Origin of the sequence: Flavobacterium quisquiliarum (assembly GCF_019308285.1) — a bacterium.
GTDB lineage: Bacteria > Bacteroidota > Bacteroidia > Flavobacteriales > Flavobacteriaceae > Flavobacterium > Flavobacterium quisquiliarum.
In genome coordinates, this window is the sequence record NZ_WWEM01000017.1 from 153,425 (window position 1) to 166,052 (window position 12,628).

Genomic DNA, 12,628 nt, shown 5'->3' on the forward strand with positions numbered 1-12,628 from the left:
ACTTAAAAACAATCAATAATCATAATTCTTTAAACTAAATATAATTTAATTATTTGTATTTAAAATGAAAAAACAAGGTGTTTTATTTATGTTGTTTAAAGTAAAAAACGAGTATTTTTGATAATTTCGCAATATTTTGTTTAAAATTTATTTGATTAAAACCATTTTCGGGTAAAAAGCGTGACTAATGTTTTTGGTGAGAAAGTGATTATAAATCGTATTTTTTCATTGTATCTAGGTTGTGAAATTTCCCATCCATTATTGGAATAAACTGGAAAATAAAGTTCAAAGTAGTCTGGAACTAGATTTAAACGTACTCCTGTATCATAAGCAAAGAACTCGCTTTGATGTTTATTTTTCATAAAACCAATGTCTCCATATAATTCTACCCAGTTCCAAACGGCATAACTGGCATTTAAAGTCGTCATCCATTGATTGGCATAGGAAGGTTCTAGTTGAGATTTAAAACCTCCTTCTGCAATTACATACTGCTGACTAAAAAAGCCTGTGCTTTCAGATCTTCCGAAAAGATTATAATCAAATAAATAATCGGTTGGTCTGTCTAAACCAAAACTAAAATAATCGGAGTTTGTTGTGTTGTATACAAAACTTCCAGCAAATAGTCTTAAATTTAGTTTACGATTATTTTGAAATAATCTTCGATATTCAATCTCTCCCGAAACCTTTCCAAATCCGCTAGAAAACTGTAAGTCGGTCATGAAATTAAAATGATCAATAAGTTCCGTTTTGGTGTTTGAATATCGTGCATTAAAAATGGAATAATTAGGCTCGGAATTATCCGTGATATAATCGCTTGCTTCACGATTTACGATAACCTGACGAAACAAAAACTGCTGTTTTCTATTGTCTCTAAAATCTTTTTCGCGAATACGGAAAACCACCATCGGATTTAATCTCAAATAAGTCGCATCTGGCGCATAGTGAAAATAATTTTGGCTAATAGAATAGCGGACATTGTACAAAGTGCTGTTTCTGTAATATTCGTTCCAAGAAAAAGCAGAAGAACCAGAGAGTGTTCCTGCCTTGATAGAATACGCTGGATTTATATCAAAATTAAAAGGTTTGTCTAGAATGGTTTTGTTATGAAAACGAATTCCTGGTGTAAAACCATCGTAGTAATTATAAGTAAGTGTTGGAATGTATAAAATCTGATTGTAGAATGGATCTTCTAAATCCTTAGCAAAATTAAACTTAATTGGACGATTGGTTATAACAACACTTTTTAATGATTTCCAGTTGTTTCTCTGATTGTATTCTGGAACTTCATTATCGTAGTTTATAACAATTTTATCAGCATTTTTTCTTTCAAATTCGTAAACAGAATCTTTTGTTTTAGGTTCGATCCATTCTTTAAAAACGATTTTATTTTTCTTCAATCCGTAAATAGGAATGGGAGCATAAATTCCTGTTTTGTTTTTAATTGAAAAAGTGACACTATCGGCTGTTCTTGAAACATGCGAAAATTTATAATCAATAATATCCCTCGAGTCAATTATAGTATTGAAAAACCAGTCTATCTTTTTTGAACTTTTTTGAGTCAAGATTTTTTCAAAATCATAACGATTTGTCTGTTGGCTTTTGTTGAGATTATAAAACTGTTTTACGCTTTCAGGAACAATATTATGGTTTAAATAATCATCCAGATAGCTCAAGCTTAAACCTGCTCTATATTTACTTGCGATTTGTTCGTTGAATTTGATTAAAGTATTTTTAGGATCTCCCAATGGCTGATCTAGGTTTTTACGAGCCATAAGCATATAATAATAGCTGTACTGTTCGTTAAAAGTTAAATTGGTGATATTATAACTTTTAAAAAGTTTCATATCCGAAAGCCTGCCCAGCATTTTTTTATCCAGATGATTTAGTTCCATATATTTCATCATGGCATAAATCTGTATTGCATCGTAAACCCAATTGTCTTTTCGGGAATCCATACGAAGACTGTTTTTGAGATAATTGTTCAAAAATGTTTTTAGAAACTGAATTTCAAACATAAAATCATCCGAAAACGGACTTATAAAAGAAGGCAGCTGATTTAATCCATAAAAAGGATTTCGATCATAATCGGCCTGTGAAACTGTGATTTTCTCGTGCGGATATTGACCAACAAAATCAGATGCAAAAGAAACTACACGATCAATAATTATAGCTTTCTGAATTTCGTCGATTTTTTTGTTTTTCAAATTGGTTTCCACTTCAACTAAACCATTGTCATAAGTTCTAAAGGAACTTTGTTTTTCAATATAAAGACTGAAATCGGTTCTGTTTTTTCCAGAAAAGGAATAAATAATGTAATCGTTGTTTGAAACGTCTTTAGAAACCGAATTCAAATCGGTTGTAATAGAATACGAATTAGGGATTTTAATTTCAACTTCGTAATCTGTCGCAGCATTAGCAATATCATCTAAGTTGAAATTGTTGTATTTTATGAAGCTATGATTTTCGAAACGAGCAGGGCTTAAAAACCAATTTTTAAGCTCCATTCCACCATTTTGATCAAAACCAAAATGAGTGAATTTATCATTAGGAATTTTAGCAATATAAGTAAGATGGAGATCGATTTTTTCGCCCGGAAGCAGTTTTTGACTTAATTTAACAATTATAAAATCAGGATCTTTCTCGTTTCTTTCCCATTCAAGAGCCATCGTATCAGTAAGACTCAAAATAGTAGTTTTCCCTCTGTCAGCAGCTTTAGCTAAATGAAAACCTCTATAAAATTCATCCGAAAAACGTTTTGCTAATGGTGTATTTTTATCTGCAAAAGCATTATTCCAATCATTTAAAACTATAGAAGTTAAAGTATCTTGTGAAACGTTGTGATACGTAATATCCTGTTTTACATTCAGTGTTTTAAGTTCGAGATTTACCGCCACTTCCATCTTAGAAAGATGTTGTGCTGAAAGTTTTATTGAAAACAATAAAACTATAATCGGACAAATAATTTTAAAAAACAATTTCAAGTATGGCGCAAGGTTTATCAGATATACTTAAGTTACGTACATAAAGTTACTTCGGATTTTTGTAAAAATAACATAAAAAAAGCTGTTTAAAAAAACAGCTTTCAATTTTTACGATATTTAATACAATTTAACCTTATAAGTCATGTAAGTGTATTTGAATTACACTGCTTTAACGGCAAACTTGCAATTTCTTATATTAGTATTTAGGTTGATAATATTTAGAAATTCGGACTCAAATCGTATTTCTTGTAGAATTTGTCTAAAACATCTACTACTTCATCTTCTGTGTCAACGATCTTAAACAAGTTCAGATCTTCTGGACTTACAGTATGCATTTTCTCCACCAGAACTGTTTTGACCCATTCGATTAAGCCAGACCAAAATTCTACTCCCACCAAAATGATTGGGAATTTTCCAATTTTTTTCGTCTGAATCAAAGTGATCGCTTCGAACATTTCGTCCAAAGTTCCAAAACCACCCGGCATCACCACAAAACCTTGAGAATATTTTACGAACATTACTTTTCTCACAAAGAAATAATCGAAATTTAGGTTTTTATCGTGGTCAATATAAGGGTTAAAATGCTGTTCAAAAGGTAGTTCGATATTTAAACCAACCGAAGTTCCACCACCTAAGTGAGCGCCTTTGTTACCAGCTTCCATAATTCCTGGGCCACCGCCCGTAATTACGCCATAACCCGCTTTACTTATTTTGTAAGCAATTTTCTCTGCCAATTGATAGTATTTATCGTCTGGTTTTGTTCTAGCCGATCCAAAAATCGAAACACACGGACCAATTCTACCCATTGCTTCATAACCATTTACAAACTCGGACATAATTTTAAAAATTGCCCAGCTGTCATTGGTTCTAATTTCATTCCACGTTTTTTGCTTCAAACGGTCCTGAATTACTTTATCTTCATCATTATCAAAATCTTCTAATCTCATTTTAGGTATTTTAATTTATTAAGTTATTCAATTTATGTTTTTAGCGTAGTCGAAGTCAGGAGCTTATTCCTGCTGTCCGCTATATCTTTTGCTGTGAACCCCACAGCAAAAGGATGTCGCTCCCATCAGGGCTAGGGCAGTTGGTTTTAAATAAACACTTGGTTTAATCGAAACAGTTTTTCCTAAAGAGCCTGAATTTTTCAAAAAAAGCGGATACTAAATTAACACTTTTTTCCAGAATTGTTATGGAAAACGGGAATTATAATCTAAATCTAATGTTGCGATAACGATAAAATTTAGTTTTTAGATTCATTATCAGAGGTGTAGTTTACCCAGTGTTATGAAGCTTTTAGATGTAAATCTTTGTCAAAGTTTCAAAACTTTGACAAAGATGGATTTGTTTTACTCAAGTTCTTTTTTCAAAAACTTAGCCGTATAACTTTTTTTATTCTTAGCAACTTCTTCCGGAGTTCCTTTGGCAACCAATTGTCCGCCACCTTTTCCGCCTTCAGGACCAATATCGATGATATAGTCAGCAAGTTTGATTACGTCCATATTATGTTCGATTACCAAAATCGTATTTCCTTTATCAACCAATTTATTGATTACTTCCATCAAAACACGAATGTCTTCAAAATGCAATCCTGTTGTAGGTTCGTCCAAGATATAAAAAGTATTTCCAGTATCTTTTTTAGACAATTCGCCAGCTAGTTTAATACGCTGTGCTTCTCCGCCAGAAAGTGTTGTACTTTGCTGGCCCAGCGTAATATATCCTAAACCAACATCTTGAATCGTTTTTATTTTTCTGTAAATTTTCGGAATATTTTCGAAAAAAGGAACTGCCTCATCAACCGTCATATCCAAAACATCCGAAATAGATTTTCCTTTGTATCTAATTTCCAATGTTTCTCTGTTAAAACGTTTCCCTTGACAGGTTTCACATTCTACATAAACGTCCGGTAAAAAGTTCATTTCGATGGTTCTTACTCCAGAACCTTCACAAGTTTCACATCGTCCGCCTTTTACGTTAAAACTGAAACGTCCTGCTTTATAACCTCGAATCATGCTTTCTGAAGTCATCGTAAACAGATTTCTGATTTCGGAAAAAACTTCGGTATATGTCGCTGGATTTGAGCGTGGTGTACGTCCAATCGGACTTTGGTCGATATCAATAACTTTGTCAATATGTTCTAAACCTTCAATCTTTTTATAAGGTTGTGGTTTTTTTACGCCATTAAAATAATAGGCATTCAGAATCGGGTAGAGGGTTTCGTTTATCAAAGTCGATTTTCCGCTTCCGGAAACTCCAGTAACGCAAACAAGCTGTCCCAACGGAATTTCTATAGAAACATTTTTAAGATTGTTTCCAGTTGCACCAGTTAGTTTTAAGAATTTACCGTTTCCTTTTCGTCTTTCTTTCGGAATATCAAATTTCATTTTACCATTCAGATATTGAGCGGTAATGGTGTTTGATTTTAAAGTTTCTTTTGGAGTTCCAATGCTAATGATTTCGCCACCATATTTTCCGGCTTTTGGGCCAATATCAATTACATAATCAGCCGTTTCGATCATGTCTTTATCGTGTTCTACTACGATAACCGAGTTTCCAATATCACGTAATTGTTCTAAAGACTGAATCAGTTTTTCGTTGTCTCTTTGGTGTAAACCAATACTCGGTTCATCCAAAATATATAAAACTCCAACTAACTGAGAACCAATTTGTGTTGCTAATCTGATACGTTGTGCTTCTCCTCCAGAAAGCGATTTTGAACTTCGGCTTAAAGCCAAATAATTCAAACCAACATTCATTAAGAAGTTCAAACGGTCTTTGATTTCTTTTACAACCTCAGAAGCAATCAAAAGCTGTTTGTCAGTCAAATGGCTATTCAAATCTTGAAACCATGCTGTTAAATCTGAAATATCCATATCACACAATTCCGTGATATTTTTTTCATTTACTCTAAAAAATAAAGCTTCTTTTTTAAGACGGGAACCATCACAAACCGGACATGGAATTTCGTCCATAAAATCTTTTGCCCATCGTTTGATACTAGTTGTAGCACTTTCATCATATTGATTTTTGATGAAATTTGAAATCCCTTCAAAATCAATTTTGTATTCTCTGGTTACACCAAGATCTTTTGAGTTGACGGCAAATTTATCTTTTCCGCCATACAAAATCATGGTCATGGCTTCTTCGGGAATCTTCTCGATTGGATCGGTAATTTTGAATCCGAATTTTTCTCCAATGGTTTCCAGTTGTTTGAAAATCCAAGAAGATTTATATTCGCCAAGTGGAGCAAAACCACCACTTTTTATAGATAATTTCGGATTTGGAATAATCTTTTTTACATTGATTTCATGAACCGTTCCTAATCCGTTGCAATGCGGACAAGCTCCTTTTGGTGAGTTAAAAGAAAATAAATTCGGTTCCGGATTTTGATAAGATATTCCAGTTGAAGGACACATTAAATTTCGGCTGAAATAACGAACTTCATTAGAATCCTGATCTAAAATCATCAGGACATTTTCACCATGATGCATGGCAGTATTGATGCTTTCAGCCAATCTTTTCTGATTGTCAGGTGTATCTTCAATCTGCATTCTGTCTACCACAATTTCAATATCGTGTGTTTTGTAACGATCCAATTTCATTCCAGAGACCAAATCCTGAACTTCGCCATTTACACGAACTTTTAAAAATCCTTGTTTTGTAATTTGCTGGAATAATTCGGCATAATGTCCTTTTCTCGCTTTAATAACCGGAGCCAAAATATTGATTCGTTTTCCTTTATAATCTTGAATAATCAGATCTTTAATCTGCTCATCAGAATACGAAACCATTTTTTCGCCTGTGTTATAACTGTATGCATCAGCACCACGAGCGTATAAAAGTCTAAGGAAATCGTAAATTTCAGTAATGGTTCCAACAGTCGAACGCGGACTTTTGCTGGTTGTTTTTTGTTCAATGGCAATTACTGGCGAAAGTCCGTCAATTTTATCAACATCAGGACGTTCCAATCCACCAAGGAATTGTCTGGCGTATGCCGAAAAAGTTTCAACATAACGACGCTGGCCTTCAGCATAAATGGTATCAAATGCCAAGGATGATTTTCCCGAACCCGATAAACCAGTGATTACAACCAGTTTTTCACGCGGAATAGAAATGTCTATATTTTTAAGATTATGAACTCTTGCACCAAGAACTTCAATAGTATTGTCTTTTTCTAACATAATTTTGAGCAAAACGCAAAGTTACCACTTTGATTTGTTCTTTTAGTGCTCGATAGCAAAACTTTATGTTACAATTAGTAACAAAAAACGCTAGTATAAACTAGCGTTTTCTTTTTCGGGTTGCTATATAATCTTCGATAGCTTCTTTGGTGGTGTACCAGTTTCTGCCTTCTTTATAAGCGTCTATTTTCCCTGTTCTGGCTAATAAACTTACATATTCCTGACCATAAGGTGTATCAGGTTCGCTAACAATGTTTTGAATAGATTGATAATCATAACTGCTTCCTGGCATAGCGCTTAAATAAATATTAAGTGTTCGTTCAAGTGCCTGACACATCAAAAGTGTTAGTTTTTGATAATTACCATTATTGGCTTGATTAAGCGCTTCGTAATATTTTTTCCTGTCATTTTTTAGTATAATGGCAGGGGGAAAACCACAACGCATCAATAATAAATTCATGCTTAGACGAACTGTACGGCCGTTTCCATCAAAAAAGGGATGAATCCAGACTAGTTTATGATGGTAAATTGTTGCCAATTCAATATCGTTTAATCCTAACGGATTTGTATTGATAAACTCAATTAATTCATCAAGATAATCTGAAACTTTATTCGCGTTCGGAGGCATAAAATTAGCTCCTGAAATACGAACACCACCATTTCGAATTCGCCCAGCAAAATCATCCTCAATGGATCGTAAAACAAGACCATGGATAGAAAGTATGTCAATACTTCTAAGCTTGTAATTTTCATCTACAATTGAATATAGATAGTCGATTGCTTTATCGTGATTGTGTGTTTCAAAATGTTCGCGAAGAGATTTTCCCTTAATCGTAATGCCTTCTTGGATTACCATTTGGGTTTCGCGTAGACTCATTGTATTTCCTTCAATACTATTTGAATTGTAAGTCCATTCTAGAGATAAACTTTCACGGATTTTATTCAAAGCGATATTAGGCAATGGTCTGCTGGTTTGCAGTTCCTGCCTTTTTTGGTACAACCGATCAAATGTTGATTGAAATTCTTCTCTGTATGTTAGGTTTATATTCCACATAATCCTACAAAAGTACTTCTTAATATCGGATAATAAAAATTTTTAACTTATCCGATATTAAGGCTATTCTATCGTCATAGCGCGTAGTTTGGTTCTGTAAGCTTCAAGTGCTATAGATTTGGATATGAAACCGTAGTATTTTCCATTTCGTAAAACCGGAAGAAATGCCGATTTAGATTTTTCAAATTTACTCATTACAATTTCCATGCTGTCAAAAGAAGAAATTGTTGCGGCAGGAGTTTTCATAACATCTTTTATCTGAGTGTATTTTACTCGATAGGAATTAAAGATAATTTCTCGGATATCATTAAAATGGACTACACCAACCAATTCTTTTTCATTGTCAACAACCGCAAAAACGACTTGATTGGAATGGGAAATAAGATCAACCAATTTGCTCAAATTTTCTTCCGGGTGAACTGTTAAATAATCACATTGAATAATAGTATCAATGTCTAAAGTGGAAAGAATATTAGAATCTTTATTGCTGGTAAAAGCGTGACCTTTTTTTACTAATCCTTTTACGTCAAGCGAATATTTTTCGTAACGTTTTGAAATTGCAAAACTGATGGAAGAAACAATCATAAGCGGAATCATTAAACCGTAACCTCCTGTGATTTCTGCAATTAAAAATATTGCCGTTAATGGAGCGTGAAATAATCCACTCAAAATACCCGCCATTCCAACCATTGTAAAGTTGGTAATTGGTAGTTTTGACAAACCTATCATTGTTATTAGCTTAGAAAAGAAATATCCCAGATAAGAACCTAAAAATAGAGAAGGAGCAAAGTTTCCTCCATTTCCACCGCTTCCAAGAGTTAGTCCCGAAGCAAAAACTTTCATCATCATAGTGGCACCCACAAAAAGCAGTAAAACCCATTGATTATTTCTAAAATCTGCAAAAAGAGTATTGTCTAATAATTTTCCAGGATCGGTTTCAGATAAAGTTCTAATGCTTTCATATCCTTCGCCAAATAGAGTTGGAAAAACAAAAATCAGCAATGCTAAAAGTGAAGAACCAATTAATGCTTTTTTATAAGGATTGATCTGTTGTTTGGCAAAATAATGTTCTACTCTCTGGAAATTTCGGGAATAATAAATTGCTGTTAGCCCTGTTAAAACCCCTAATATTACATAAAAAGGAATATTGTGATAATCGAATGTTTCTTGTTTTTTGAAGCTTAAAAGAATGCTTTCGTCCAAAACAATAGCTGAAACTAATGCACCGGTTGCCGCAGAAATCATAATCGGTGTAAAAGCAGAAATGCTCACGTCTACCAATAAAACTTCAATTGCAAAAAGAACACCGGCAATTGGAGCATTAAAAGCAGCGGCAATTCCAGCAGCAACACCACATCCAATTAATAAGGTTCTGTCCTTATACTGCATTTTATAATTCTGAGCATAATTAGAACCAAATGCGGCACCTGTAATTACAATTGGACTCTCTAAACCTGCTGAACCTCCTAAACCAACCGTTAACGAACTGGTCACAATTTGTGCATACATCTGCTTTCGCGGAATAATACTGGCTTTTTTTGCAACCGCATAAAGGATTTGAGAAGTACCTTTTTGAATCGATCCATTTAGAACTTTCTTTACAACAAAAACAGTCAATAGAATTCCGATAATCGGAAGGATACTATTAATAAAGCTTAACTTTAAGATTCCGTTAATGTAAGTTGCAAAGGAGAAAACGCTGTGTGCGAAAGTTTTTAGTACGATAACGGCAAGTGAGCACGAAATCCCAATAAGAACGCTTGACAAAAAAAGAAACTGCTTTGGAGTCATTAAGGATTGTGCCAAAGCAATGATGCTTTCGAGTCTTCTGAAATATTTTTTGAGCATTCTTTTTAAAATTATTCGTTCTTACAAAATTAGTTTATAATGTTAGATTAAAAAAATAAAAACGAATAAGTATTAAAAGCCAACTGCTTTATCATCTCCTCTAAAGTCAGCTCCGCCTTCTAATTTGTTGTCCGGCAAAACTAAAATGGCATCCACTTTTCCGATGATTGGAGTTGGTTTTTCATTGATTAAGTAATTTTTAGCTTTTAGTTTGTCTATTGTTTTTGTCTCAAAAGCATTTGGTTCAAAAGTAATCAAATCAGGAAGCCACTGATGATGAAAACGCGGTGCATTTACTGCTTCCTGCATGCTCAGATTGTATTCGTATACATTTAAAATAGTTTGCAAAACTGAGGTGATAATAGTAGAACCGCCCGGAGTTCCCACAACCATATACAATTTTCCATCTTTCTCAACAATCGTAGGCGTCATTGAACTTAACATACGCTTTTGCGGTGCAATGCTGTTGGCTTCATTTCCAACCAAACCAAACATATTTGGCGAACCTGGCTTTGCACTGAAGTCGTCCATTTCATTATTCAAAAAGAAACCTAATTCATCACAATAATATTTAGACCCGTAACCGTCGTTTAAAGTTGTGGTTGCTGCAATTGCATTTCCAAATTGATCTACAATAGAATAATGAGTCGTTTCGGTGCTTTCAGCATAATTGACTTTTCCTTCTTTTATTTCAGAGGACAAAGTGGCTTTTTCTGGATTAAAACTTGCCATTCGATCACGTAAATAATTTTGATCTAATAATTCTTTTACTGGAATTTTGACAAAATCCGGATCTCCTAAAAAGTAGCTTCTATCAGCATAAGCTCTTCTTTCTGCTTCTACAATAACCTGAATAGCATCGGCTGAATTATGTCCCATTTTGGATAAATCATACGGTTCCAGCATTTTTAGAATTTGTGCTAGACAGATTCCCCCACTGCTCGGTGGAGACATCGAGGTTATTTTTAAACCTTTATACGTAAACTGAAGCGGTTTTCTCCATTTGGCTTCATATTTTGCCAAATCTTCCATCGTAATAATACCGCCTTTTTTCTTCAGATAATCAACTAAAATTTTAGCTGTTTCACCTTTATAGAATTCATTTCTTCCTTTTTTCTGAATTCTTCTTAAAGTCTTGGCAAGAGCAGGATATTTGATAGTATCATTTTCTTTGAAATTTCCAGAAAGGAGAGAAGATTCTCCGTTAATTTTGACAATGCTTTCGTGATAATCTTTTAAGCTTTTTTCTTGTTTTTTTGTAACTACAACACCTCTTTCTGCTAAAGCAATTACTGGTTCAAGAATTTTGGAAATTGGCATCGTTCCGTATTTTTTATGAACTGCAAAAACGCCGGCAATAGTTCCGGGAACTCCAATTGCTAGAGCTGTCTCGGTACTTTTACCTTTAATGACATTTCCATCGCTGTCTAGAAACATATCTTTTGTAGCGGCCAATGGCGCTTTTTCACGATAATCTAAAGAACCAACCTCGCCATTGGCTTTTCGATACACCATAAAACCACCTCCGCCAATATTTCCAGCAAAGGGAAAGGCAACAGCAAGAGCCAATTCGGTTCCAACCATAGCATCAAATGCATTGCCGCCTCGTTTCATAATGTCTGAAGCAATTTTAGAAGCTTCTTCACGAGCCGAAACGACCATTGCTTTGGTTACAACTAATCCTGTTGGATTTGCTTGCTGCGCGTTGGCATTAATATAAAGGAAAGCTATTAAAAGCGTAATTTTTTTCATGTGTAATAGATTTGTAATGGAAAACAAACGTGTTAAAGCGTAATTAATTTTGCTTTGGCTTGTATTTTTATCTCTTCGAAAAAAGAAGTGAATTCTTCTTCAAAATCATCATAAAATTCATTTAATTCTTCTACCGCATATTGCATTTTAGAAATGTTTTTAGATCTGCGATCCATTTGTGTCAGAATCTGGTGGATTCCTTCGGTGGTGCGATAACTTAAAAGCCAGTTTCTTTCGATCATATAAGGCATTAAACCTTGAGTTTTTTCTGTTAAAATATCATAATTATCGTGTAATGAATTGTAGAATCGATTGATAAAAGTTTCTAGTTTTTCATCTGAATATTTTGTCCAGTTTTTCGCTAGGAAATGATCGTAAACAATATCTACAATTACTCCAGCATAATGATGGTATCTATCATGCAGTCGTTTGGTGCTTTTTCTAAAAGTATCGTGAGAATCGGTATAAGTGTCAATGAAGCGATGCAGTAAAATACCTTTTTGCACGTCTTCGGGAAAATGTTCAAATTGTTTGCCGCGAATTCCATCGGCCATAAAATTCCCTATTTTAATCAAATCATTTTCTCCAGAAAGATATATATGGGCTAAGAAATTCATTTTTTCTATAATTGCTGAGAATCTTAGTGGCTAAGTTTCCGAGTTGTTTTAGTAAATGTATAAAAACTTTTTTAAATCATTTTGTTATAAAAATAGCACAATGAAAGTGCTTTCTTATAAGTTAAATTTAAAATCTTAGAAAATTAGCGCCTTAGTAACTCGGTAACTTTTTTATATTTGTAAAAAAATAACCCT

At 33.8% G+C, this 12,628-nt stretch carries 7 protein-coding genes; all 7 read right to left on the reverse strand.

Annotation, left to right across the window (positions count from 1 at the left end):
* Window positions 1-155 precede the first annotated feature (155 nt).
* The 7 genes from GSY47_RS07045 to GSY47_RS07075 all read right to left on the reverse strand — a co-directional run bounded on the left by GSY47_RS07045 (window position 156) and on the right by GSY47_RS07075 (window position 12,433).
* Window positions 156-2,900: a gluzincin family metallopeptidase gene (locus GSY47_RS07045; protein WP_179005081.1), complete on the reverse strand. Its 2,745-nt coding sequence runs from the start codon at window positions 2,898-2,900 to the stop codon at window positions 156-158.
* A 299-nt stretch (window positions 2,901-3,199) separates the two neighbouring features.
* Window positions 3,200-3,928, reverse strand: coding sequence for an LOG family protein (locus GSY47_RS07050; RefSeq protein ID WP_179005083.1), 729 nt, complete (start codon window positions 3,926-3,928; stop codon window positions 3,200-3,202).
* A gap of 402 nt (window positions 3,929-4,330) precedes the next feature.
* Window positions 4,331-7,162, reverse strand: a complete 2,832-nt coding sequence (gene uvrA / locus GSY47_RS07055) for an excinuclease ABC subunit UvrA (protein ID WP_179005087.1) — start codon at window positions 7,160-7,162, stop codon at window positions 4,331-4,333.
* Between the two features lie 100 nt (window positions 7,163-7,262).
* Window positions 7,263-8,216 (reverse strand): Fic family protein, encoded by a 954-nt coding sequence (locus tag GSY47_RS07060; protein WP_179005089.1) that lies wholly within the window; start codon window positions 8,214-8,216, stop codon window positions 7,263-7,265.
* Window positions 8,217-8,279: 63 nt separating this feature from the next.
* On the reverse strand, window positions 8,280-10,064 hold the full coding sequence (locus GSY47_RS07065; RefSeq protein WP_179005091.1) for a chloride channel protein: 1,785 nt from the start codon (window positions 10,062-10,064) through the stop codon (window positions 8,280-8,282).
* Window positions 10,065-10,136: 72 nt separating this feature from the next.
* A complete protein-coding gene (gene ggt, locus GSY47_RS07070) occupies window positions 10,137-11,816 on the reverse strand; it encodes a gamma-glutamyltransferase (RefSeq protein WP_179005093.1) in 1,680 nt (559 codons plus the stop codon).
* Between the two features lie 32 nt (window positions 11,817-11,848).
* Window positions 11,849-12,433: an acyl carrier protein phosphodiesterase gene (locus tag GSY47_RS07075; RefSeq protein WP_179005095.1), complete on the reverse strand. Its 585-nt coding sequence runs from the start codon at window positions 12,431-12,433 to the stop codon at window positions 11,849-11,851.
* Window positions 12,434-12,628: the final 195 nt, after the last annotated feature.

What these genes read in the sequence shown, in the direction of transcription:
- GSY47_RS07045 (WP_179005081.1), bottom strand. Translation starts at nt 2,900, where the DNA reads ATGGAAGTGGCGGTAAATCTCGAACTTAAAACACTGAATGTAAAACAG.
- GSY47_RS07050 (WP_179005083.1), bottom strand. Translation starts at nt 3,928, where the DNA reads ATGAGATTAGAAGATTTTGATAATGATGAAGATAAAGTAATTCAGGAC.
- uvrA (WP_179005087.1), bottom strand. Translation starts at nt 7,162, where the DNA reads ATGTTAGAAAAAGACAATACTATTGAAGTTCTTGGTGCAAGAGTTCAT.
- GSY47_RS07060 (WP_179005089.1), bottom strand. Translation starts at nt 8,216, where the DNA reads ATGTGGAATATAAACCTAACATACAGAGAAGAATTTCAATCAACATTT.
- GSY47_RS07065 (WP_179005091.1), bottom strand. Translation starts at nt 10,064, where the DNA reads ATGCTCAAAAAATATTTCAGAAGACTCGAAAGCATCATTGCTTTGGCA.
- ggt (WP_179005093.1), bottom strand. Translation starts at nt 11,816, where the DNA reads ATGAAAAAAATTACGCTTTTAATAGCTTTCCTTTATATTAATGCCAAC.
- GSY47_RS07075 (WP_179005095.1), bottom strand. Translation starts at nt 12,433, where the DNA reads ATGAATTTCTTAGCCCATATATATCTTTCTGGAGAAAATGATTTGATT.